Below are 23,509 nucleotides of genomic sequence, written 5' to 3'. Positions count from 1 at the left end.
GGCGGGTTCAATTGCCGGCGCTTTCGTGCAAGGATGCCTGCCGAAACGCCCCCTCCAAGCCCCCAAGAAGAGGTTAACGATGGTCAATCGCATGCAATTTTACATCGACGGCGCCTGGGTCGATCCCGCCGTCAAGAAGTCCACCGCCGTGATCAATCCGGCGACGGAAGAGGCGATGTACGAGGTTGCGCTCGGCTCCAAGGCCGATGTCGACAAGGCGGTTGCCGCCGCCAAGCGCGCCTTCGAGACCTTCTCCCAGACCAGCCGCGAAGAGCGCGTCGCGCTGCTCAGCAAGATCATCGAGATCTACAAGGGCCGCCTTAAGGAGATCGGCGCCGCCGTCTCCGACGAGATGGGCGCGCCGCTGCCGATGGCGGAGAAGCTGCAGGCCGGCGCCGGCCTCGGCCATCTCATGACCACGCTCGACGTGCTCAAGAACTATCATTTCGAGGAGCCGGTCGGCACCGCCATGGTGCTGCGCGAGCCGATCGGCGTGGTCGGCATGATCACGCCCTGGAACTGGCCGCTGAACCAGATCGCCTGCAAGGTCGCGCCCGCGCTCGCCGCCGGCTGCACCATGATCCTGAAGCCCAGCGAGTTCACGCCGACCTCTGCGCTGATCTTCGCGGAGATCCTGCATGAAGCTGGCGTGTCCAAGGGCGTGTTCAACCTCGTCAACGGCCTCGGCCCCGAGGTCGGCGCCGCCATGAGCGAGCACCCCGACATCGACATGATCTCATTCACCGGCTCGACCCGCGCCGGCATCGACGTTGCGAAGCGCGCAGCGCCGACCGTCAAGCGCGTCAGCCAGGAGCTTGGCGGCAAGTCGCCGAACGTCATCCTCGAAGGCGCCGACCTCACGAAGGCGGTGACCGGCGGCGTGATGCACATGTTCAACAATTCCGGTCAGTCCTGCAACGCGCCCTCGCGCATGATCGTGCCGCTGTCGAAGATGAAGGAAGTCGCCGCGATCGCGAAGGCCGTCGCCGACAAGACCAAGGCCGGTGATCCCCGCGCCGAAGGCACCACCATCGGCCCGGTGGTCAATCGCGGTCAGTGGGACAAGATCCAGGGGCTGATCAAGAAGGGCATCGACGAGGGCGCAACGCTCGTCGCCGGCGGCCCGGGCCTGCCCGAAGGCGTCAACAAGGGCTTCTATGTCCGCCCGACCATCTTCGCCGACGTCACCCCTGACATGACGATCGCTCGCGAGGAGATCTTCGGGCCGGTGCTGACCATCATCGGCGCCAAGGACGAAGCCGACGCGGTCAAGATCGCCAACGATACGCCGTATGGCCTCGCCGGTTACGTCACCGGCCCGACGGTCGAGGACGCCAAGCGCGTCGGCCGCCAGATCCGCGCCGGCAATGTCAACCTGCAGGGCGTACCCAACGACCGCACCGCGCCGTTCGGCGGCTACAAGCAGTCCGGTAACGGCCGCGAGTGGGGCAAGTTCGGCCTCGAGGACTTCCTCGAAGTGAAGGCGGTCGCCGGCTTCAACGCGGCGTAGTTCATACGGCGCTTGCGCCGCGAGGGGATGCCGGCTTCCAGGGAAGCCGGCATCTTTGCTGTGAGACCAGCCGCTTCACGGCGACAACAGCCCGTCAAATCAATAAAAGCAAAGGGACGGAACGTGAGACAACTGATCATCGCATTCGTTGCGCTGCTGACGCTGTCAGGCGCTGCGCAGGCCCAGACGGTGAAGGGTCTGCTCAACACGCTCAGGGCGAAATGGAACGAACCGACCGAGCCGTTCAAGATCGTCGACAACGTCTACTATGTCGGCACTAACGGCCTTGCGTCCTACCTGATCACGTCGCCACAGGGGCATATTCTGGTCGATACCGTGATGCCGGAATCGACGTCCCAGATCACGACGAGCATCGAGAAGCTCGGCTTCAAGATCAGCGACATCAAGTATCTCATCAACACCCACGCCCATATCGACCACACCGGCGGCTTTGCCGAGTTGAAGCAGGCGAGCGGCGCGCAGATGGTCGCGGGCGAGGCCGACAAGCCGTTGCTCGAAGGCGGCTATTATCCGGGTGCGCAGGAGGAGAAGGCGCTCGACTTTCCGCCGGTGAAAGTCGACCGCACGGTGCGTGAGGGCGACACCGTCGCGGTCGGCAGCGTCACGCTAACGGCGCGCGAGACGCCCGGCCATTCGCCGGGCTGCACCAGCTGGGCCTTCTCGGTGAAGGATGGCGATGCAACACGCTCGGTGTTGATCTTCTGCAGCGGCACCGTCGCGCTGAACCGGCTTGTCGGCAGCCCGACCTATGCCGGCATCGTCGACGACTATCGCAAGACCTTTGCGCGTGCCAAGGACATGAAGGTCGACATCCTGCTGGCTCCCCATCCCGAGATGTACAAGATGGCCGAGAAGCGCGCCAAGCTCGCCGGCGGCGGGCCCAGTCCGTTTGTCGACCCGGGCGAGTTCAAGGTCTATGCGGCATCGCTGGAAAAGGCGTTCGAAGAGGCGCTCGTCAAGCAGACCGCGGCGGCACAGGAGAAGAAGGGGTAGAGACGGTCGGTGGTTGGGCGCGCTGTGGAGCCTATCCCCCTACCGCACCCTGCGTGTTCACATACAGCGCGTAGATCGACTGGCTCGCGGCCATGAACAGGCGGTTGCGCTTGACGCCGCCGAAGCAGACATTGGCGCAGCGCTCGGGCAGGGCGATGCGGCCGATCATGACGCCGTCGGGTGCGAACACCACCACGCCGTCGAGCTCGGGATCGCCCATGCCCCAGCCGCACCAGAGATTGCCGTCGATGTCGCAGCGCATGCCGTCGGGCGTGCCCGGGCCGGCATCGATATGGACGCGCTTGTTCGAGATCGTGGTGCCCTCGGGCGAAACGTCATAGGCGAGGATTTTTCGGTTCGGCACGCCCCGCGATTCCACGACATACAGAATTTTCTCGTCCGGCGAGAAGCACAACCCGTTCGGTCCGAGCACGCCTTCGGCGACGATGGTCGCCTTGCCGGTCTCGGGATCGAGTCGATAGACGTTGGGCTCGATCTCGGGCTCGGCCTTGTAGCCCTCGTAATTGCCGAGCAGGCCGAAGGTCGGATCGGTGAACCAGATCGAGCCGTCCGATTTAACAACGACATCGTTCGGCGAGTTCAACCGCTTGCCGTTGAATTGATCCATCAGCACGGTGATGCTGCCGTCATACTCGGTGCGCACCACGCGCCGGCCGCCGTGCTCGCAGGTGATCAGCCGGCCCTGCCGGTCACGCGTGTTGCCGTTGGCGAAATTTGAGGGCTTGCGGAACACGCTGACCGCACCGGTCTCTTCCTCCCATTTGAGGATGCGCTGGTTCGGGATGTCGCTGCACAGGAGATAACGCCCATCGCCGAACCACACCGGCCCCTCGGCCCAGCGCAGGCCGGTCGCCAGCCGCTCCACCGCCGAAAGCTTCAGCCAGTATTTTTCGAAGCGAGGATCGAGTGCCCTAATCGCGGGATCGGGGTAATAGGTCGCCGGCTGCCAGCCTGGCCGTTCCTCCGTGTGGGACGATGCCTCATTCATGCCGGTTCTCTCGTTTCGTTCCCTCTGGACAATCCTGCTATCATTAGAGACACGTGATCGCAAATTCGGTCACCAACGGCGAGGGACGACATGCCGCGTATTCTGATGACGGGAGCTTCGGGCGGGATCGGCACCAGCCTGCGGAAGCTGTTGCCGCCGATCTACTCGGATCTCCTACTGTCCGATATCAAGCCGCCGGCTGATCTCGGCTCCGATGAAAAATTCAAGGCCGCAGACCTCGCCGATCTCGCGCAATGCGAGGCGATCTGCGAGGGCGTCGACGGCATCCTGCATTTCGGCGGCTATTCGGTCGAAGGCACCTGGGATCAGATCCTCCAGGCCAACATCATCGGCGGTTACAATCTGTTCGAGGCGGCCTACCGCAAGGGCGTCAAGCGCGTGGTGTTCGCCTCGTCGAACCACGCCGTCGGCTTCTATCCGCGCCACCACAAGATCGGCACCGACGTCACCCCGCGCCCTGACGGCCGCTATGGCGTCAGCAAGGTGTTCGGCGAGGCCGTCGGCGCGCTCTACGCCGACAAGCACGGGATGAAGGTGACCTGCCTGCGCATCGGCAATTTCGGCGACATGCCGCTGGACAAGCGCCGGCTCTCGATCTGGCTCAAGCCCGATGACCTCGTGCAGCTCTGCCGCATCGGGCTCGAGCATCCCGACATCCATTTCGAGATCTTCTACGGCGCCTCCTTCAACGAGCGCGCCTGGTGGGACAACCACCGCGCCTACGAATTCGGCTATCGCCCGACAGGCCGCGCCGAAGATTTCCGCGAGCACGCCATGGCCGAGCAGGCCAAGCTGAAGCCGGATCCGGTTGGCGATTATTTCCAGGGCGGCACGTTCTGCAGCATGGAGTTCGATGCTGATCCGAGCCGGATCATCGACTGGAATAAGCGGTAGTGATCGTTCACCGGCCGAGCGTCAACAGCGGCTTGCCGGTCTCGACAATGTAGGTCGCAAGCTCCGCGGCGTTGCCGCTGCCGACATTCTTCACTGCATGATGCACTCCGTGAGGAATGAGCAGCACGTCGCCGGCCTTCAGGATCAGCGGCGGCCTGCCGTCGAGCCGATATTCCAGCTCGCCTTCGATCAGATAGACGAGCTCTTCGCCCGGGTGACTGTGCCTGGCGGCAACGACGCCCGGAGGAAAGTCGACGCGAACCTGGACGACCTCGCGCCCGGGCGCGCTCAGTGCTTCCTTCATGAGATGTGTGCGCTTGATGTCTCCCAGTCGTGGCTCTTCGGATCGTGCCGAGAGCGAAGCTAGGCTGGTTGCGACGATCAGCGCCGCCGCAACCACGATCCCACGTTTAGTCATGTGAATGTCCTTTCGAGTTATGCAGGATGTTGTGGGGGAGCATCAGCCGGCGGCAGCCGCCGGGGTTGCGCGAAAGCTGATGGCCATGCGGTTGTAGGCGTTCATCAGGCTGATCGCGATCGTGAGGTCGACGAGCTCGCGCTCCTCGAACACGACCCTTGCGGCCTGGTATGCCTCGTCCGGCACGCCCGTCTCGGCAACCCGCGTCACCGTCTCTGCCCAGGCCAGCGCAGCCCGTTCGCGTTCGTCGAAGAGATTGCCGGCCTCGCGCCATGCCTGCAGCAGCGCGATCTTCTCGACCTTCTCTCCCTTCTTGAGCAGGTCGCGGGTGTGCATGTCCAGGCAGTAGGCGCAATTGTTGATCTGGGAGATCCGCAGATAGACCAGCTCGATCAGCGTGGCAGAAAGCCGGCTTTGCAGGACGTAGCCGTAGACGCCGCCGAGCGCCTTGATGCCGGCTGGCGCGATCTGGTTGTAGTCGAGACGCTTACTCATGTTTCTCTCCTTGAGGGTGTTTCTGCTGGACGGCAGTGGTCAGTTCCTTCTCGCCGCTGTCGACGACGAATACTGCGAGCAGGCTTGCGGGCTCGGACCGGCTCGCATTGCGGCTGACAGGATGCTTGGAGCCCGGCGGCTCGTAAAAGCTCTCGCCGGCGCGATAGACCCGCCTAGGTCCATCGTTCACCTGTGACTCGATTGCGCCTGACAGCACGTAACCAAAGATGAAGGCCGACTTTGCGTGGATGTGCGAAGGCGATCTTCCGCCGGGTTCATAGTTCACAACCAGGGCCACAAGTGACTTGCCCGGGATGTTGGGGATCGATTGCTCGAAATGGGGCGTGACCGTTTCGCCGATGCCGTGGGCGGCGCTGGGCGCCGCACTCGCAATGGAAATGGCAACGCAAGCCGCAGCGAGAATGGATGGCACTTTCATGGAGGATCTCCTGTTTAGAGTTCGTGTCTGTTGTGCTGTGGTGCCTTTGTTCAGCTGCGGATGACGGCCTTCAGCGAGTCCGTGAACACCCAGAAGGAAGCGGCGAGCAGGCCGACGTCCTTCAGCAGGAACTGTCCCGGAGCGACCGTGATCGCGGGGGCCCCGAGCTCCGGCACGACGACGCCGGGCGTCGAGATCATGAAGCTCAGCGTGGTGACGAACAGCCCGGCCGACAACAGGCCGCCGGCCGCGGAGTAGATCGGGCTGGACAGGCGGAGCGCGATCAGAACCCCGATGCTGAGTTCGACGAAACCGAGAAAGGTCGAGAAGCCGCGGACCGAGAACAGCGTGTAGAACCATCGCAGCAGCGGGCTGTTCTCGACCAGGGGCACCAGCCCCTGTGCTTCGTAATCGGTGAATTTCATGCCGCCGAACCAGGCGTAGATGATTGCGAGCGACGCGTAGAGACCGATTCGGCTGATCGGTTCGGCGTAAGCAAGCAGGCGTTCAGACTGTTCGCGCCAACTGATCGTGCGGCGCAGGGCGATGGTTGAGGTGGACGCATGGCTGATGATGCGTGACATGGTGATCTCCGTTTGATGCCGGTTGTTCGCTCACGCACTCACGTGCGTGTGCAGGTTGTAGCGAGGGGCGGGAATGGTGCTCGAGAGCTTGTTCGTCATGGCAAGCCGCGCGCTCTCGTGGCGATCCCACTCCGACTTGTCGGCCAGCGCCGGGATCGTCACGACTTCGCCGAGGTCGAGACCGGCGAGGGCGGCGTCGACCAGGTCGTCGGCCGACATGACGATCTCTGCCGGCAGCTGGTGAACCGGCGTGCCCGCGATGTCCCAAAACTCCGTCGCAGTGGCGCCCGGCAGCACGGCCTGAATGCGGATGCCCTTCCCGGCGAGCTCGTGAACGAGTGACTGGGTGAATGCGAGCACGAAAGCTTTCGAGCCGCCGTAGACGCCGTTGAGCAGCTCCGGCGCGATCGCGACGATGGAAGCGATGTTGATGATCGTGCCGTGGCCGCGGGCGATGAATCCGGGCACCGCTGCGTAGGTCAGGCGCGTCAGTGCACCGACGTTGAGACGGATCATGTCCTCCATCTTGTCGATGTCGGAATCGATCAGCGGGGCCGAGGCGCCGACGCCGGCGTTGTTGACCAGCACCGAAATGTTGCCGTTGGTTCTGATGAGTTGCTCGACGCGGCGGAGGTCGGCAGGGGATGTGAGATCGGCTTCCACCGTTTCCACCTTGCGGCCAGTTTCGTTGCCGAGCCTGCGCGCGAGCGATGCGAGCCGCTGCCTGTTGCGCGCAACGAGGATGAGGTCGTGGCCGCGCTTCGCCAGGCGATCGGCGTAGATCGCGCCGATTCCGGTCGAAGCTCCGGTGATGAGGGCAGTGCCTTTTCTGGTCTGGGTCATTTTCGTCTCTCCTTCGGTTTGGGTGCGGAGAGGAATAGGCACTTCCGGAAATGGTGGGTATCTGGCAAAATCGGGATCTTTCCTTCCAGAATATGGAAGTGTCCCATGGATCGTCTCGAAAGCATGTCGGTGGTCTTGGCGGTGGCGGAGGCGGGCAGCCTGTCTGCTGCCGCGCGCCGTCAGAAAATGCCGTTGGCAACGGTGAGCCGGAAGGTTTCGGAGCTCGAGGAGCACCTCCAGACCAAGCTGTTTCATCGCTCGAGCCGCGCGCTCGTCCCAACGGACGCCGGTCGCTCTTACATCGCCGCGGCCAAGCGAATTCTCGCCGATCTCACCGAAGCCGAGCGCGTTGCCTCCGGCGAATACACCACGCCGCGTGGCGATCTCAGCATCACGACGCTGGTCGCGCTCGGTCGGCTATGCTTGCAGCCGATCCTTGCCGAGTTCCTTGCGGCATTTCCGGAAGTGGATGTTCAGCTCATCTTGCAGGACCGGACGCTCAACCTTCTGGACGAGAACATTGACGTCGCGCTTCGTGTCGGCGATCTCGCCGACAGCGGCCTGATCGCCGTGCGCGTGGGGGAAATTCACCGCGTCGCCTGCGCCAGCCCGTCCTATCTGAAGCTACGGGGAACGCCGAAGGCTCCCGATGATGTCTCCGCCCACGACTGCATCAGCTATCCTCCGCTTCAATCGCCGGGCACGTGGAGATTCAAACGAGGGCAGACCGAGTATGCAGTGCCGGTTCGGTCGCGCTTCATTGCGAGCAATCTGGAATCGGCCATCGATGCCGCGCGCGCAGGCATCGGGATCACCGTCGTGTTCTCCTACCTGGCATCGGATGCGCTGAGGTCTGGAGAGCTCGTTGCGCTCCTGCAGGACTATCAACCGCCGCCGCAGCCGGTCAGCTTCGTCTATTCGCCCAACCGCTTCATGCCGGCGAAGCTGCGCGCGTTTCTCGACTTCGCAGGGCCGCGCCTGAGGGCGCGCTTGGCCGACAGTCCCGGAAACGTTGCGCCGCGGAGGCCGCGGGCGTAGCTGCGGGCGCGCACATCAGAAATGCAGGTTGAGCCGCAACAGCGCCTGGTGCCGCTCGAACTGATCGAGGTTGAGGCTGCGAACGTCGCCGATCGCCTGGCCGGCAACCTGCATCTGCCAGGTGCCGGAGATGCCGACCTCCTTCGAGATGTTGTAGGAAAAGGTTGGGCCAGCAAAGACTGCGTCTCCCAAAAAGCGGTCGAGGCCGCCGCCGTCATAGGCCCGCGCGTAGCGTACGCCGAGGCCAAACACGAGGTCGGGCTGCACTGCGTACGAGATCGCGGCCTGTAGCTGCATCTCGGAATCGTGTCGCCAAAGATTGGTCGAGATCTCGCGGGTTCCGCCGGTCCCGTACCAGACGTTGAAGGCGGCGAACAGCCTGTCCTTGACGAGCTCGCTGTCGAACAGCGCGGCAAACTCTGCGCCATATTGCGCGATATGCATGCCGCTGGCGTCGTCGATCCGGCTCCAGCCGGGCTGGGCATGGAGTGTCAACCCGAAGGGCGCGACGGCACGATCGACCAGCTTGTAGCGCAGTTCGAGCGCGACACCGCCGAAAGCGACGTCGCGATGATCGGCAAGACCCGGAACGCCACTGATGTGCTGTCCGGTCAGTGCAAACCCGGGTGCTATCCGGAAGTTGTCCGAGACCGTGTATTTGACTTGATTGAGATTGGCCCAGGCTGCGTAAGTGCCGGAGCGCTTGCCGAACGCGCCGACATTCTCGAACTCGATCTCCATTTCGCCGGGCTTGCCGATGTCGGAGCCCATGCTGAAACCGAAGATGTGCTCGGTGTCGATCTCCGAATGAGCCGACGGCAAACCTCCCGTCAGCTTGCTGACGCCGGGGGCCGGTGCGGAGCCAGCCCAGGCATAGGCGAGGCCGCGTGGACCGTCGTCGGCAGAGGCGGAGACGCAACTCGCCAGATGACCGGCGACGACAATTGCAGCCGCTGTTGCGCCCCGGAAGTTCGACTTTCTCAGCACGACATCCACCAACCCACGCGAACCAACGGCACTAATCGAGCAAGGAGCTTGGTTCACGAGCAGCCCCTGCGATTGCAAGTCATTCGCAACAAAGATTCCACAGAATGACCGGCCGTGCAACTACTTGCTAATCATTCTTAGTTGCGTTCAATGGAGCTACGGCGGGCTGGCGGGCCGGAGACGTCGGCGCCGCAGAGGCTGGAAGCGGGAGATTCCGTGCGCGTCGGGCGCCGTCGCGTGCGGCAAGGCCGTGCGATGCTCGGGACGCCCCGAAGACCAGGCGTCAGGCCTGCAAGTCGAGTTATTGACAATCAGGGGGCTGGCCTTACCACCACGACGAAAGCTGAAGGGAGCGACCTGATGACGAACGGCTTGCGCAAGGGTCTGACGAGCTATGGCGATGCCGGCTTCTCGCTGTTCCTGCGCAAGGCGTTCATCAAGGCCATGGGCTATTCCGACGACGCGCTGGAGCGCCCGATCGTCGGCATCACCAACACCTATAGCGATTACAATCCCTGCCACGGCAACGTCCCGCAGATCATCGAAGCCGCCAAGCGCGGTGTGATGCTGTCGGGCGCGATGCCGTTCGTGTTCCCGACCATCTCGATCGCCGAGAGCTTTGCGCATCCGACCTCGATGTACCTGCGCAATCTGATGGCGATGGACACCGAGGAGATGATCCGCGCCCAGCCGATGGATGCGGTGATCGTGATCGGCGGCTGCGACAAGACGCTGCCGGCGCAGGTGATGGCCGCGATCAGCGCCGACCTGCCGACTGTGGTCATCCCCGTCGGGCCGATGGTGGTCGGTCATCACAAGGGCGAGGTGCTGGGGGCCTGCACCGATTGCCGCCGTCTCTGGGCGAAATATCGCGCCGGCGACATGGACGATGCCGAAATCGAAGCGGTGAACGGCCGGCTGGCGCCATCGGTCGGCACCTGCATGGTGATGGGCACGGCCTCGACCATGGCCTGCATGATCGAGGCCATGGGCCTGTCGCTGCCGATGAGCGCGACGATTCCCGCGCCGCATGCCGAGCGCTTCCGTCTCGCCGAGGCCAGCGGCAAGATTGCCGCGGAGATGGCCAAGACGAAGGGCCCGAAGCCGAGCGACGTGTTGACTCCGGCCTCGTTCAAGAACGCGCAAGTCGTGCTGCAGGCGATCGGCGGCTCGACCAACGGCTTGATCCATCTGACCGCGATGGCGCATCGCTCGCCGCACCGGCTCGACCTCGCAGCGTTCGACCAGATCGGCCGCGAGGTGCCGGTGCTGGTCGATCTCAAGCCGTCCGGCGAGCACTATATGGAGCACTTCCACCACGCCGGCGGGGTGCCGAAATTGCTGGCGCAGCTCGGCGATCTCGTCGATCTCGATGCCAGGACCATCAGCGGCCAGACGCTGCGTGAGATCGCGGCGAATGCGGAGGACGTGCCCGGCCAGGATGCCATCCGCCCGCGCGACAATCCGATCAAGAAGGAGGGCGGCCTCGCCATCCTGCACGGCAATCTCGCCCCGCGCGGCGCGGTCATCAAGCAATCGGCCGCGAGCCCGAAGCTGCTGCAGCACACCGGGCGCGCCGTCGTGTTCGAATCCGTCGAGGACATGACCTTGCGGGTCGACGATCCCGATCTCGACGTCAACGCCGACGACGTGCTGGTGCTGCGCAATGCCGGCCCGAAGGGCGCGCCGGGCATGCCGGAAGCGGGTTATCTGCCGATCCCGAAGAAGCTCGCGCGCGGTGGCATCAAGGACATGGTGCGTATCTCGGATGCGCGCATGAGCGGCACCGCGTTCGGCACCATCGTGCTGCACATCACCCCGGAATCCGCCGTCGGCGGGCCGCTGGCGCTGGTTGAGAACGGCGACATGATCCGCCTCGACGTGGCCAAGCGCAGCATCGAGCTCTTGATTGACGCCGCCGAGCTGGAGCGGCGCCGCGCTGCGTTGAAGCCGGTGGCCGCGCCGGAGGAGGCACGGCGGGGCTACGCCTGGCTGTTCAACGAGACCATCCTGCAGGCCGACGAGGGCTGCGATTTTGACTTCATGCAGAGGACAGGCCCCGCGAAGGGCTGAGTCACCGACCGCAGGGGTATCGCATTTGAGAGCTTTCCCTGCGGCCATCCTTCGAGACGCCCGCTTTAGGCGGGCACCTCAGGATGAGGACGGAGTGCGGCAGCAGTTTCAACGGGCACTGACGCTGATGAGCCTCATCCTGAGGAGGCGCGTTTGCGCCGTCTCGAAGGACGAGGCGTGCGCGCAGACCGCCGCCACGGGTCATATGCGATAGACCTGTGACCGGTCATGTGGCCGCTACTTTCCCTTGCTCGTGAACTTCTTCACGGCGGTGCGGAACGCCTCCGTGTTCATCGCCATGATGATCTTGTGCTCCTCGGCATCGAGCTGCTGCTTCACCGGCGTGGTCGCCGCTTGATAGACCAGCTGCTTGGTGCTGGCGATCGAAGCCGGCGGGTTCTGCGCGAGACGCTCGGCAAGTTTTCGCGTCGCGGTCTTCAGCTCGGCGGCAGGAGCGACCTTCGCGACCAGGCCCCATTCATAGGCCTGCTGCGCGGTAAAATTGTCCTCGGACAGAAAGATCTGCAGCGCCCGGCGGGAGCCGACCGTGCCGACGATGCCGACCGTCGAGCCGCCGTCCGGCGACACCCCGATCTTGGCATAGGCCGGCGTGAACTTGGCATCGTCAGCGGCGATGCAGAGATCGGTGACGAAGGCGAGGCCCATGCCGGCGCCGGCGGCCGAGCCGTGCACGCTCGACAGCGAGATCTTCGGCATGCGCCTGATGATCTCGATGAAGGCGTGATAGTGCTTCAATAGCTCGCCGACGACGGGCGTCACCGTGCCGGCTTCGGCGGCGGCCCCGATCGTCTGCAGATCACCGCCGGCGCAGAACGCGCGGCCTTCACCCTCGAGCACGACGACGCGGATGTCGTCGGCGCCTTCGAGATAGGCCGCGAGCTGCTCGAGCTTCTGCGCAATTGCAAGGTCGATTGCGTTGAACGCGGCAGGGCGGTTCAGCGTGATGGTCGCGATCGGGCCGTCGATCCGCAGCAGGGCGGGATCGTCGGGCTTTGAGACGGGAGCGGTCATCTGGATTTCTCCGGCAGGAGGTCGAGGCTCGAACTAAATCGCAGAAGGGCAGGGGTGACAATCCCCGAACCACCGCTCTTGCGCCGGGCGGAATGATAGGCTCAAATGGAGCCGCTTTCGCCAAGGGACGGACACGAGCGCCGGCTCCTCGCAAGGCCAGCAAGCAAAATCAGCGAGAGAGGAGGCGGCATGGGTCACGCTCGTGTCTTCCGGAAATGGGCTGTCCGATGACTGGCCCGGTGATCATCGTCGGTGCCGGCCATGGCGGCTACCAGATCGCGGCATCGCTGCGCCAGGCCGGCTTTGCCGAGCGCATCTGCCTGATCAATGACGAGCCGCATCTGCCCTATCAGCGGCCGCCGCTGTCCAAGGCCTACATCAAGGGCTCCGCGGGTCCGGAGAGCCTGATGTTCCGGCCTGAGAAGTTTTACCAGGACCAGACCATCGAGCTGATCGCGGGCCGCGCCGCCTCGATCGACCGCTCCGCGCGTAAGGTGCATCTCGCATCCGGCGAGACGCTGGACTATTGGCACCTCGTGCTGGCGACCGGCGCGCGCAATCGCCTGCTCGATCTGCCCAATGCCAATCTGCCCGACGTGAAATATTTGCGTATCCTCGACGACAGCGAGGCGCTGCGCGCGATCATGCCGTCGAAGATGCGCGCCGTGATCATCGGCGCCGGCTTCATCGGCCTCGAATTCGCCGCGACCGCCCGCATCAAGGGCCTCGAGGTCGACGTGCTCGAGCTCGCCCCGCGCGTGATGGCGCGGGCGGTGACGGCGGAGGTCTCCGAATATTTCCAGGCGCGGCATCGCGAAGCCGGCATCCGTATCCATCTCGGCGTGCAGGCCACCGCGATCGAAGCCGAGGCCGGCAAGGTCACCGGCGTGTCCTTGAGCGACGGGCGGCATCTGCCCGCCGACCTCGTCGTGGTCGGCGTCGGCGTGCTGCCGAACATCGAACTCGCGGCCGAGGCAGGGCTGCCGGTCGCGGCCGGCATCATCGTCGATGAATATCTGTCGACGGCTGATCCCAACATTTCGGCCATCGGCGATTGCGCGCTGTTCGCAAGCCCGCGCTTCGGCGGATCGCTGCGGCTGGAATCGGTGCAGAACGCCACCGACCAGGCCCGCTGTCTCGCCGCAAAGCTGACCGGCGACAAGAAGCCGTACGACAGCCATCCCTGGTTCTGGAGCGACCAGGGCGACGACAAGCTCCAGATCGCAGGTCTCACCACGGGCTACGACCGCGTCGTGCTGCGCGGCGATCCCGCCAAGAAGGCGTTTTCGGCGTTCTGCTATCACGGCGACAAGCTGCTCGGCATCGAATCGATCAACCGCGCCGGCGATCACATGTTCGGCCGCCGCTTGCAGAGCATGGACCGCACGATCACGCCGGAGCAGGCCGCGGACGAGAGCTTCGACCTCAAGAGCGCGCTGGCGTGAAGTTCTTCTCCCTCTCCTCGTTCTTACGGGGAGAGGGTCGGGGTGAGGGGCTTTCTCCGCGCATACGATGGCAGTCGGACTCGCGGAGAGTTCACCCGGAATTTGCTCTCGCAAAATTCCGACCTCTCCCCGCAAGCGGGGAGAGGCGAAGAGGCCTCTACAGCACCGCCGTCACTTCGGCCGCCGTCGGCATCGACGGTCCGGCGCCCATCCGCTGCACGCTGATCGAGGCGGCGGCGTTGGCGAATCTCAGCGAGTCGCGCAAGGCTGCGCCGTCCGCGAGTTGCGCGGCGAGCGCGCCGACGAAGCAGTCGCCGGCGCCGGTGGTGTCGAGTGCCTTCACCACACGGCCGGCAACCGAGATTTCCTCGCGCCCGGCCAGCGCGAGCACGCCGCGCTTGCCGAGCGTGACGCAGATGGTTTGGTCCTGCCGCGCCTGAAGTTTTCGCGCGACGTCGATGATCTTCGCGGCCTCATCGTCGTCCGACAGCTCGCTGCCTGCGAGAAAGCCGAGCTCGGTCTCGTTCAGGACGAGGATGTCAACCAGCGCCAGCAGCTCGCCCGGCATCTTCTGCGCCGGCGCCGGGTTCAGCACGGTCACCGCCCCCGCCGCGCGGGCGCGGTCGAAGAAGGCGGCGATGGCCGGCAGCGGAATCTCGAACTGGCTGACGGCGACGTCACCCTTCAGTAGCGGCACGACCTTGACGTCATCAGCGCCGACCAGCCCGTTGGCTCCGGGAACGACGACGATGGTGTTGTCGGCCTCGGCCACCGTGATGATGGCCGTCCCGGTGTGCGCCTCGGCCGTTTCGACGACGTAGCCGAGGTCGATGCCCTGCTCGCCGAGAAAGGCCTTCAGTTCAGTGCCGAACGAATCCCTGCCCAGCCGTCCGATCAGCGTGGTCCGCGCCCCTAACCGCGAGGCCGCGACAGCCTGGTTCGCGCCCTTGCCGCCCGGGAAATACAGCACCTGGCGGCCGGCGACGGTCTCGCCGACACGTGGATGGCGATCGGCCGTCGCCACCACATCCATGTTGATGCTGCCGGCAACGAAGACGCGTCCCATCTTTTTCTAGACCCTGACCTCGAACTCGTGCCTGACCTTGGCGATATCGACCAGCGTCGGCAAGCCGGCCTCGTTGCCGAGGCGCTGGATCTTGAAGGTCGAGGCGGCGCGGGCGAAATCGAAATGCTCGCGCCAGCTTTTGCCGGGATGGGCGAGGTAGGAATAGACATAGGCGCCGTGGAAGACGTCGCCAGCGCCGTTGGTGTCGATCACGCGCTCGCGCGGGATCGGCATCGCCGGCATCACCTGCACCGTCCCGGTTTCGTCGTACCAGAAGAGGCCCTTCTCGCCCATGGTGACGCCGCCGATCTTGCAGCCGCGGCCCTTGAGGTAGTCGAGCATCTTCTCCGGCGTCAGGTCCATCTGCTCGCACAGGCGCTCGGCGACGATGGCGACGTCGATGAATTCCAGCAGCTCATGGGTGTTGGTGCGCAGGCCGCCGCCGTCGAGCGAGGTCAGGATGCCGGCCTCGCGGCACACCTTGGCGTAGTGGATGGCGGCATCCGGCTGGTGGCCGTCGACGTGCAGCGCGCGGCAGCCGCCGAGATTGAGCATCGGAAAGGGGTGGATGTGCTCGTCGTCGCGACAGCGGACGATGGCGCGCTTGCCGTCCTTGGGCATGATGAAGGAGAGCGAGGACTGGTTGACCTTGCGCCCATGCAGCGAGATGCCGTACTTCGCGCACATATCCTGGAACATGCGCCCCAGCCAGTCATTGGCTGCGGTCGCGATCAGGTCCGGCACGATGCCGAGCTTGGCGCAGCAGAACGCCGCCGTCACCGCATTGCCGCCGAATGAGACCGCGTAGTCGCGCGCCACGTGCTTCTCGTCGCCGGTCGGCATGTGGTCGGTGATGAAGACGACGTCGATATAGGTCTGTCCGATGAAGAGAGCCTGCATTGCTTGTCCGTGATGCGCTTGTGGTCCCGGCCGGCGAGATTACTCTAGCACCGGTTCCGCTCCGGAGGGACGCTGAAATTATTCGCAAAACTGCCGCCCGAAGCGCTTGAGGTCAGCATGGTCCGGGAATACGACCATCACAGGCCAATGCCAAGCCCGGAGAAACGCCGTCGTTCGCTCCCGGGGTTCCCGGTCCACAAAAAGGGTGCAGAATGATCACCGGCCTCGATCACGTCGTCGTTCTGGTGAGCGATATCGGTGCGGCCAAGGCGGCCTATCAGACGCTGCTCGCCCGCGCGCCGGCCTGGCAGAACTCGGGCGAGGGCGCCGACCGGGTGCTGTTCACCCTCGACAACATGACCATCGAGCTGATGGCCCCTCACGGCTTCAGCGTCACCGCCGACCGTATGCGCGCACTGCTCGGCGACCAGGAAGGCATGCTCGCCAGCCTGTGCTTTCGTGTCGCCGACATCGGCAAGATGCACCGGCGGCTGGAGCGGGTGGCCCTGAGGCCGGACCCGGTCGCGGAGGTCGAGAGCAGCGACGCCGGCACCGACGCCGTGCTGCACTGGAAGCGCACGCGGGCCGCCACCGAGCTGACGCGCGGCGTGCGCATGTTCTTCCTGGAGCTGGCCGACGAGCGTCCGAAGTCCGCCGTGACCGACATCGGGCCGATCGAGGGGCTCGACCACGTCGTCGTCACCACCGAGGATTCCGAGCGCGCCGCCGCGCTCTACGGCGCCCGGCTCGGCCTTGATCTCGCGCTCGACCGCTCGCACCAGGACTGGGGCCAGCTGATGTTCTTCCGCTGCGGCGACCTCATCGTCGAGGTGGTGCGCCGCCCGGTCGCGGGCGGCGATGCCGCGCATGACCGGCTCTGGGGCCTGAGCTGGCGGGTCAGCGACATCGACGCCACCCGCGCCCGCCTGATCGCGAGCGGACTCGACGTCTCAGAGGTCCGCACCGGCCGCAAGCCGGGCACGCGCATCATGACCGTGCGGAGCGGCACCTGCGGGATTCAGACCGTGCTGCTGGAGCGCTCGCCGAAGCCGGTGGATTGATTCTGTCATTCCGGGGCGATGCGTAGCATCGAACCCGGAATCCATTTCGCGACTGACTCTGCCGCCAAATGGATTCCGGGCTCGCGCCAAGAGGCGCGCCCCGGAATGACGAGACGTTCTCAAACGCACGCTCGCGTGCTACACGCGTCTTGTCAGCACCCAGCGAGCACCCGGTTTGGCGAAGGCAAAGCGAACTCTGAAATGGCAGCGCGACCCCGAGGGGATGCGGCTGCGCATTCTCGAAGCCGCCAAGCAGGAGTTTTCCGCCCATGGTCTTGCCGGCGCACGCGTCGACCGCATCGCGGCCAAGGCCGGCGCCAACAAGCGCATGCTCTACTATCACGTCGGCAACAAGGACGAGCTCTATCTCGCCGTCCTCGAAGGCGCCTATGACAAGATTCGCAGCGAGGAGCGGGGGCTCGATCTCGAGCACCTCGATCCGCCCGAGGCGATCCGCCGCCTGATCGAGTTCACCTGGAACTACTTCCTGCGCAATCCCGAATTCCTCTCGCTGCTGCAGACCGAGAACCTCGCGCGCGCAAAGCACCTGAAGAAATCGACCAAGGTCAAGTCGATGCACTCGCCCTTCGTCGAGATGATCCGCACCGTGGTGCGCCGCGGTGTCGAGAGCGGCGATTTCCAGGTCGCGGTCGATCCGGTGCAGCTCTACATCTCCATCGCGGCGCTCAGCTTCTTCTATCTCTCCAATTCGGCAACGCTCAGCGTGATCTTCGGCCGCGACTTGCTGGACAAGAAAGCCAAGGACGAGCGGCTGGCGCATATGGTGGGCCTTGTGCTGGCCGCGCTGACGGGGCAATCCGCGGCGCTGTTCGAGATCGCGAAGACGCCGAAGTCGCGCGCCGCGATCGTGCAGGCGGTGTAGCTCGTAGCCATGATGGGGCGCCTTGCTCCGTCATTGCGAGCGCAGCGAAGCAATCCAGACTGTCTCCGCGGAAAGTTTCTGGATTGCTTCGCTGCGCTCGCAATGACCACGTGGAAGCGGCGTGCACCTCACTCCGCCCCCGTGCCCCGGACGCAGCGCAGCAACGCTTACATTGCAGCGCGTCCGGGACACGGAAGGCGATAGTCCGGTCCCCAAAAAGCTCCCGGAACCTCGAGCACAAAACGTCACAGGGAAAGCTCTGGACAGTATTTATCCAACGGGTTAATTTCTCCCCATAACGAAGAAGACTGCCGGGAGTGAAAATTGGCCGAGCCGAAGCCGCAAAACGCTGTTTCCAAGCTGCTGAATGCAGCCTGGGTTCGGCCGTTCTTGTTCCTGGTCTTCATCGTCGTCGCCTGGGATCTCGCGATCCGGCTGTTCAGAATCCCCGCGTACCAGATCCCGGCGCCGCTCGACGTCGTCGCCGTGCTGCGCACCGAATGGCCGGAGCTGCTGCGCCAGTCCTGGCCGACCACCTATGCGACCGTCTGCGGCTTCCTGCTGTCGGCGCTGTTCGGCATTCCCGTCGCGATGCTGATCGCGGGCTCGAAGACGGTGGAGAGCTATATCTATCCACTGCTGGTGTTCTCGCAATCGGTGCCGAAGATCGCGATCGCACCGCTGTTCGTGGTCTGGTTCGGTTTCGGCATCATTCCGAAGGTGATCTCCGCGTTCCTGCTCGGCTTCTTCCCGGTGGTGGTCTCCGCGGTGCAGGGCTTCAAGTCGGTGGACCCCGATATGGTCGATCTCGCCCGCGCCATGCAGGGCAGCCGCTTGCAGGTGTTCCGCGCGGTGAACCTGCCGCATGCGCTGCCGGCGATCTTCTCCGGCCTCAAAGTGTCGGTGACGCTGGCCGTGGTCGGCGCGGTGGTCGGCGAGTTCGTCGGCTCCAATTCCGGCATCGGCTACGTGATGCAGCGCTCGATCGGCACCTTCGACCTGCCGACGATGTTCGCGGCGCTGGTGATCCTGGCGCTGCTCGGCGTGGTCCTGTTCTGGATCGTCGACCGCATCGAGAAGCTGGTCATTCCCTGGCATGTCAGCCAGCGCGAGGACGTGATCTTTGCATCCTGACTAAAGCAACGAGCGGCCGCCAACGGCCGACGCAACAACGGCAAGGGAGAGAAACGATGAAGCGGTTGATTGGAGCTGCATCCGTAGCACTGATGGCGTTCGCAGCCATGCCGGCGCAGGCAGCCGACAAGGTCGTGCTGATGCTGAACTGGTACGTCTATGGCGAGCACGCGCCGTTCTATTACGGCAAGGCCAAGGGCATCTACGCCGCCGAAGGCATCGAGCTCGAGATCCAGGAAGGCCGCGGCTCGGCTGCGACCACGCAGGCGGTTGCCGCCAAGACCGCCGACTTCGGCTATGTCGACGTCCCCACCATGATGCGCGCCGCGATCAAGGGCGCGCCCGTGGTTGCAACCGGCGTGCTGCTGCAGACCTCCCCGATGTCCGCGATGGGCTTCGCCGACAAGAACATCAGGAAGCCCGAGGACATCAAGGGCAAGACGGTGGCGATCACGCCCGCGGACTCCATGACCCAGATCTGGCCGCTGTTCCTGAAGAAGACGGGCCTGAAGGAGAGCGACTTCAAGACCGTCGCCGGCGACGGTCAGACCAAGCTCAACGCCGTCATCAACGGCCAGGCCGATCTGTTGCTCGGCTACGTTATGGACCAGTCGATGAAGATCAAGGACGCGACGGGCAAGGAGGTCTACCCGATCAAGTTCGCCGACTACGGCATCAACATGGTCTCCTCGGGCGTCATCGCCAATACCGACTATGTGAAGGCCAATGCGGACCTCGTCCGCCGCTTCATGTCGGCGACGACGAAGGCGGTCGAAGCTGCCGAGAAGGAGCCGAAGGCGGCGGCGCAGTCGATCCTCGATGCCAACCCCAAGGGCGGCAAGATCGACACGCTGACGCAGGGGTTTGAGCTGACCATCCCGCTGTACCGGACCGCGGAGACCAAGGGCAAGCGGCCGTTCCAGGTCACCGACCAGAACATGACCGAGACCGTCAATCTGCTGGTCGAATATGGCGGCCTTGACGCCAAGGCCAAGGAGAACCCGAAGGCTTTCTACACCAGCGATTACCTGCCGAAGAGCGGCTCGTGAAACCTGCGACTGTCATGAGTGAAACCGCGCAGTCGGCCGCTCATCTGAGACTGGTGAGCGACCGGGCTGCCGGTGATGCGTCGGGCATCAAGCTGTCGGGCGTGTCGAAGACCTACCGGACGCGCGACGGCGACGTGCCGTCGCTGCGGCCGCTCGACTTCCACATCAATGACGGCGAGTTCTTCGTCGTGGTCGGCCCTTCCGGCTGCGGCAAGTCCACGCTGCTCAAATTGATCTCGGGCCTGCTGGCGCCGACCACGGGCGAGATCCTGGTCGAGGGCCAGAAGGTGACGACGCCGCACGGCAATGTCGGCATCGTGTTCCAGAACGCGCTGCTGCTGCCCTGGCGCAACATCCTGGGCAACGTGATGCTGCCGATCGACATGAAGCGGCTGCCGCGGCAGGAATATCTCGACCGCGCCAAGTCGCTGCTGAAGCTGGTCGGCCTCGAAGGCTTCGAGAAGAAGCTGCCCTGGCAGCTCTCCGGCGGCATGCAGCAGCGCGCCTCGATCTGCCGCGCGCTGGTGCACGACCCGAAGATCATGCTGATGGACGAGCCGTTCGGCGCGCTCGACGCGCTGACGCGCGAGCGCATGAATGTCGAATTGATGCGGATCCAGCGTGAGACGAAGAAGACCGTGCTCCTGATCACGCATTCGATTCCGGAAGCCGTGTTCCTCGCCGACCGCGTGCTGGTCATGACCGAGCGCCCCGGCGCGATCGCCGCGATCTACGACGTGCCGCTGCCGCGTCCGCGCTCGCTCGACGCGATGGCAGACCCGGTGTTCACCGAGCTCGTGCAGCGCATCCGCAAGCATTTCTTCTCGCAAGGGGCGTTGGATTGACGGCCGTGGGACTCTCGTCGATTGCGGCAAGCACAGTGCGCTTCCTCCCCCGCCTGCGGGGGAGGGCTGGTGAGAGGGTGTCTCCACATCGGGACACTCCCCCAGAGGAGAAAACCCTCACCCGGCGCTGCACGCCGACCTCTCCCGCAAGCGGGAGAGGTGCACCGCCGCCTGCGCGACATCTCGGAAGCCAGTTAACACCATGTCCTCCCGCCCTGAAGCTGCGAGACATCGCCTTCTTCGAACGTCCCGTGCAGTTCGCGCGGCCGTTCCGCTTCGGTGCGATCACGATCAACGCGACGCCGCAGCTGTTCGTGCGGGCCGAGATCGAGGTCGAGGGCAGGGGAACCGCGGTCGGTGCCAGCGCCGAACTGCTGGTGCCAAAATGGTTCGACAAGCGGCCGGAGCTGTCGCCGGCGCAGACGGTGGACGGTCTGCAACGCTCGCTTCAGATCGCGCGAGGGCTCTATCTGGCACGGACCGGATTCCAGACGGCGTTCGATCTGCATGCCTCATGCATCGGTGCCCAGGTCGCAATCTGTGCGAAGGAGAACATTCCGGCCCTTGCGGCGGCTTATGGCCCCGCTGAGATCGACAAGGCGATCCTCGACGCGCTGCTGCGCGGTGCGGAGGCCAACTTCTTCGACGGCATGGCCGGCAACATCGCCGGCATCGATGCGCGACTATCTCCTGACGTGAGCGAGAGGGACATCCGGACGTTCCTCGCCGGCCGGGGGGCGCTGGCGCGCGTTGCCGTCAGGCACACCGTCGGCCTCGATGATGTCGTGGAAGGGACCGGCGGCGTTGCCGATCGCAGCGAGAACGGCGGTGCGCGCTATTTCAAGCTCAAACTATCGGGCGATCCCGCAGCCGATGCGGCACGGCTTGCCCGCATCGGCAAGGAGCTCGCGACGCTCGAAGACGACACCAGGGTGACGCTCGACGCCAACGAGCAATATGCGGACCTCGCCGCGTTACAGGCGCTGATGGACGGGCTCAATCGCGACGCCGCGCTACGCCCGATTGCCGCGCGCCTGCTCTATGTCGAGCAGCCGATGCCGCGCGACATCACGCGGCGATCGCCGCTCGGCGCGCTGGGCACACGTGGCTTCATCATCGACGAAGCCGACGATTCCTACGACGCGTTCCCGGCAGCACGGGCGCTCGGCTATCGCGGCATCTCCTCGAAATCCTGCAAGGGATTTTACAAGTCCATCATCAACGCCACGCGCGCAGCGAAATGGACCGCGGAGGGCGAGACCTTTTTCGTCACCGGCGAGGATCTCACCTGCCAGGCGGGCCTTGCCCTGCAGCAGGATCTTGCGCTCGGCGCCTTCCTTGGCGTTCCCCATGCCGAACGCAACGGCCACCACTACGTCGATGGCTTTGGTGAAACGCCCATAGCAGAAGCTCAGGCCTACGCCGCCGCGCATCCCGATCTCTATGCCGATGCCGGGCGGGGCATCCGCCTCTCCATTCACGACGGCGATCTCCTGACGGGATCGCTTCATTGCGCGGGCTTCGCCTCGTCGGTCCATCCGGACTGGTCGGCATTGCGCCCGCTCGCCCAGCCAAGATCTCAGGAGCAATTGGCATGACCACGCAACGCCTCGGCCTCATCATGAACGGCGTCACCGGCCGCATGGGGCTCAACCAGCATCTGATCCGCTCGATCGTCGCGATCCGCGACCAGGGTGGCGTCCGCTTGAAGAACGGCGACCGCGTCATGCCCGATCCGATCCTGGTCGGCCGCAGCGCCGACAAGGTCGAGGCGCTCGCCAAGCGCTTCAACATCACGCGCTGGACCACCGATCTCGATGCCGCGCTCGCCGACAAGAACGACACCATGTTCTTCGACGCCGCGACCACGCAGGCGCGGCCCGGCCTGTTGACCCAGGCCATCAACGCCGGCAAGCATGTCTATTGCGAGAAGCCGATCGCGACCAATTTCGAGGAAGCCGTCAAGGTCGTGAAGCTCGCCAATGCCAAGGGCGTCAAGCACGGCACGGTGCAGGACAAGCTGTTTCTGCCGGGCCTGAAGAAGATTGCCTTCCTGCGCGATTCTGGCTTCTTCGGCCGCATCCTCTCGGTGCGCGGCGAGTTCGGCTATTGGGTATTCGAGGGCGGCTGGCAGGAGGCGCAGCGGCCGTCCTGGAACTATCGCGATGAGGATGGCGGCGGCATCATCCTCGACATGGTCTGCCATTGGCGCTACGTGCTGGACAACCTCTTCGGCAACGTCCAGAGCGTGAGCTGCATCGGCAACACCGATATCCCCGAGCGCTATGACGAGCAGGGCCAGAAGTACAAGGCGACCGCGGACGATTCCGCCTACGCCACGTTCCAGCTCGAAGGCGGCATCATCGCCCACATCAACATGTCCTGGGTCACGCGCGTCTATCGCGACGACCTCGTCACCTTCCAGGTTGACGGTACGCTCGGCTCGGCGGTCGCGGGACTCACCGATTGCATGATCCAGGCGCGGCAGGCGACACCGCGCCCGGTGTGGAATCCCGACGAGAAGCGGCTGCACGATTTCTACGGCGACTGGCAGAAGCTGCCCGATAACGTCACCTACGACAACGGCTTCAAAGAGCAGTGGGAAATGTTCATCCGCCACGTCTACGAGGACGCTCCTTACAAGTTCACGCTGCTCGAAGGCGCCAAGGGCGTGCAGCTCGCCGAATGCGCGCTGAAGAGCTGGAAGGAGCGGCGTTGGATCGACGTCGCCCCCATCAAGGTTTGAGGTCAGTCGGATAATCCCGATGT

Annotated in this window: 23 protein-coding genes; 13 read left to right on the top strand and 10 right to left on the bottom strand. The window is 64.6% G+C overall.

Going from position 1 to position 23,509, the window contains the following annotated elements; translation table 11 throughout:
- The first annotated feature begins 79 nt into the window (after positions 1 to 79).
- Together ABIA40_RS18640 and bla are read left to right on the top strand one after the other, a co-directional pair.
- Positions 80 to 1,510 (top strand): aldehyde dehydrogenase family protein, encoded by a 1,431-nt coding sequence (locus tag ABIA40_RS18640; RefSeq protein ID WP_404542691.1) that lies wholly within the window; start codon positions 80 to 82, stop codon positions 1,508 to 1,510.
- A gap of 123 nt (positions 1,511 to 1,633) precedes the next feature.
- Positions 1,634 to 2,524: a subclass B3 metallo-beta-lactamase gene (gene bla, locus ABIA40_RS18635; RefSeq protein WP_404542689.1), complete on the top strand. Its 891-nt coding sequence runs from the start codon at positions 1,634 to 1,636 to the stop codon at positions 2,522 to 2,524.
- 31 nt (positions 2,525 to 2,555) lie between these two features.
- Here the strand turns inward: bla and ABIA40_RS18630 are convergent, their stop codons facing one another.
- Complete coding sequence (locus tag ABIA40_RS18630) at positions 2,556 to 3,533, bottom strand: SMP-30/gluconolactonase/LRE family protein (RefSeq protein ID WP_404542686.1); 978 nt, start codon at positions 3,531 to 3,533, stop codon at positions 2,556 to 2,558.
- A 90-nt stretch (positions 3,534 to 3,623) separates the two neighbouring features.
- Between ABIA40_RS18630 and ABIA40_RS18625 the strand changes: the two genes are divergently transcribed.
- A complete protein-coding gene (locus tag ABIA40_RS18625) occupies positions 3,624 to 4,448 on the top strand; it encodes an NAD(P)-dependent oxidoreductase (RefSeq protein ID WP_271545436.1) in 825 nt (274 codons plus the stop codon).
- Between the two features lie 7 nt (positions 4,449 to 4,455).
- Here ABIA40_RS18625 and ABIA40_RS18620 read toward each other — a convergent pair whose 3' ends face one another.
- Genes ABIA40_RS18620 through ABIA40_RS18600 form a run of 5 tightly spaced genes read right to left on the bottom strand, consistent with a single transcriptional unit; the run spans position 4,456 to position 7,227 of the window.
- On the bottom strand, positions 4,456 to 4,866 hold the full coding sequence (locus tag ABIA40_RS18620; RefSeq protein WP_271545434.1) for a cupin domain-containing protein: 411 nt from the start codon (positions 4,864 to 4,866) through the stop codon (positions 4,456 to 4,458).
- Positions 4,867 to 4,908: 42 nt separating this feature from the next.
- Positions 4,909 to 5,361 carry a carboxymuconolactone decarboxylase family protein gene (locus ABIA40_RS18615; RefSeq protein ID WP_157281058.1) on the bottom strand — a complete coding sequence of 151 codons (453 nt, stop codon included), beginning with the start codon at positions 5,359 to 5,361 and terminating at the stop codon, positions 4,909 to 4,911.
- On the bottom strand, positions 5,354 to 5,800 hold the full coding sequence (locus tag ABIA40_RS18610) for a cupin domain-containing protein (RefSeq protein WP_275496681.1): 447 nt from the start codon (positions 5,798 to 5,800) through the stop codon (positions 5,354 to 5,356). The genes ABIA40_RS18615 and ABIA40_RS18610 overlap by 8 nt, the downstream gene beginning before the upstream one ends.
- Positions 5,801 to 5,850: 50 nt before the next feature.
- Positions 5,851 to 6,384, bottom strand: a complete 534-nt coding sequence (locus ABIA40_RS18605) for a YkgB family protein (protein ID WP_271545430.1) — start codon at positions 6,382 to 6,384, stop codon at positions 5,851 to 5,853.
- Positions 6,385 to 6,414: 30 nt separating this feature from the next.
- Complete coding sequence (locus ABIA40_RS18600) at positions 6,415 to 7,227, bottom strand: SDR family oxidoreductase (protein ID WP_271545428.1); 813 nt, start codon at positions 7,225 to 7,227, stop codon at positions 6,415 to 6,417.
- Here ABIA40_RS18600 and ABIA40_RS18595 point away from each other — a divergent pair.
- A complete protein-coding gene (locus ABIA40_RS18595; protein ID WP_404542680.1) occupies positions 7,135 to 8,265 on the top strand; it encodes a LysR family transcriptional regulator in 1,131 nt (376 codons plus the stop codon). The two genes, ABIA40_RS18600 and ABIA40_RS18595, sit on opposite strands and share 93 nt — an antisense overlap.
- A gap of 15 nt (positions 8,266 to 8,280) precedes the next feature.
- Here ABIA40_RS18595 and ABIA40_RS18590 read toward each other — a convergent pair whose 3' ends face one another.
- Positions 8,281 to 9,252 carry a hypothetical protein gene (locus ABIA40_RS18590; protein WP_404542678.1) on the bottom strand — a complete coding sequence of 324 codons (972 nt, stop codon included), beginning with the start codon at positions 9,250 to 9,252 and terminating at the stop codon, positions 8,281 to 8,283.
- Between the two features lie 360 nt (positions 9,253 to 9,612).
- Between ABIA40_RS18590 and ABIA40_RS18585 the strand changes: the two genes are divergently transcribed.
- Positions 9,613 to 11,325 (top strand): IlvD/Edd family dehydratase, encoded by a 1,713-nt coding sequence (locus ABIA40_RS18585; RefSeq protein ID WP_404542676.1) that lies wholly within the window; start codon positions 9,613 to 9,615, stop codon positions 11,323 to 11,325.
- 237 nt (positions 11,326 to 11,562) lie between these two features.
- Here the strand turns inward: ABIA40_RS18585 and ABIA40_RS18580 are convergent, their stop codons facing one another.
- Positions 11,563 to 12,357 (bottom strand): enoyl-CoA hydratase/isomerase family protein, encoded by a 795-nt coding sequence (locus ABIA40_RS18580; RefSeq protein ID WP_271545422.1) that lies wholly within the window; start codon positions 12,355 to 12,357, stop codon positions 11,563 to 11,565.
- A gap of 227 nt (positions 12,358 to 12,584) precedes the next feature.
- Between ABIA40_RS18580 and ABIA40_RS18575 the strand changes: the two genes are divergently transcribed.
- Positions 12,585 to 13,802 (top strand): NAD(P)/FAD-dependent oxidoreductase, encoded by a 1,218-nt coding sequence (locus tag ABIA40_RS18575; RefSeq protein ID WP_404542674.1) that lies wholly within the window; start codon positions 12,585 to 12,587, stop codon positions 13,800 to 13,802.
- A gap of 157 nt (positions 13,803 to 13,959) precedes the next feature.
- Here ABIA40_RS18575 and ABIA40_RS18570 read toward each other — a convergent pair whose 3' ends face one another.
- Together ABIA40_RS18570 and ABIA40_RS18565 are read right to left on the bottom strand one after the other, a co-directional pair.
- Positions 13,960 to 14,868, bottom strand: coding sequence for a ribokinase (locus ABIA40_RS18570; RefSeq protein ID WP_404542671.1), 909 nt, complete (start codon positions 14,866 to 14,868; stop codon positions 13,960 to 13,962).
- Between the two features lie 6 nt (positions 14,869 to 14,874).
- Positions 14,875 to 15,768 (bottom strand): sugar kinase, encoded by an 894-nt coding sequence (locus ABIA40_RS18565; protein ID WP_036043087.1) that lies wholly within the window; start codon positions 15,766 to 15,768, stop codon positions 14,875 to 14,877.
- Positions 15,769 to 15,980: 212 nt separating this feature from the next.
- Between ABIA40_RS18565 and ABIA40_RS18560 the strand changes: the two genes are divergently transcribed.
- From ABIA40_RS18560 to ABIA40_RS18530, 7 genes are all read left to right on the top strand, one after another.
- Positions 15,981 to 16,829, top strand: a complete 849-nt coding sequence (locus ABIA40_RS18560) for a VOC family protein (RefSeq protein WP_404542669.1) — start codon at positions 15,981 to 15,983, stop codon at positions 16,827 to 16,829.
- 175 nt (positions 16,830 to 17,004) lie between these two features.
- Complete coding sequence (locus tag ABIA40_RS18555) at positions 17,005 to 17,712, top strand: TetR/AcrR family transcriptional regulator (RefSeq protein ID WP_271545416.1); 708 nt, start codon at positions 17,005 to 17,007, stop codon at positions 17,710 to 17,712.
- A gap of 324 nt (positions 17,713 to 18,036) precedes the next feature.
- Complete coding sequence (locus ABIA40_RS18550) at positions 18,037 to 18,846, top strand: ABC transporter permease (protein WP_128263494.1); 810 nt, start codon at positions 18,037 to 18,039, stop codon at positions 18,844 to 18,846.
- Positions 18,847 to 18,902: 56 nt separating this feature from the next.
- Positions 18,903 to 19,895, top strand: coding sequence for an ABC transporter substrate-binding protein (locus tag ABIA40_RS18545; RefSeq protein ID WP_271545413.1), 993 nt, complete (start codon positions 18,903 to 18,905; stop codon positions 19,893 to 19,895).
- 14 nt (positions 19,896 to 19,909) lie between these two features.
- Positions 19,910 to 20,740, top strand: coding sequence for an ABC transporter ATP-binding protein (locus tag ABIA40_RS18540; protein WP_271545667.1), 831 nt, complete (start codon positions 19,910 to 19,912; stop codon positions 20,738 to 20,740).
- A 251-nt stretch (positions 20,741 to 20,991) separates the two neighbouring features.
- The gene (locus ABIA40_RS18535; RefSeq protein WP_404542665.1) at positions 20,992 to 22,338 is read left to right on the top strand and encodes a hypothetical protein; all 1,347 of its coding nucleotides are present in this window, start codon (positions 20,992 to 20,994) and stop codon (positions 22,336 to 22,338) included.
- A complete protein-coding gene (locus ABIA40_RS18530) occupies positions 22,335 to 23,486 on the top strand; it encodes a Gfo/Idh/MocA family protein (protein WP_271545410.1) in 1,152 nt (383 codons plus the stop codon). Before ABIA40_RS18535 ends, ABIA40_RS18530 begins: the two co-directional genes overlap by 4 nt.
- Positions 23,487 to 23,509 lie beyond the last annotated feature (23 nt).

Source organism: Bradyrhizobium sp. USDA 223, assembly GCF_044909005.1.
In the GTDB taxonomy this organism is placed as follows: domain Bacteria; phylum Pseudomonadota; class Alphaproteobacteria; order Rhizobiales; family Xanthobacteraceae; genus Bradyrhizobium; species Bradyrhizobium yuanmingense.
Note: the sequence above shows the minus strand (reverse complement) of the source record. Positions and strands in the feature narration are given on the sequence as shown.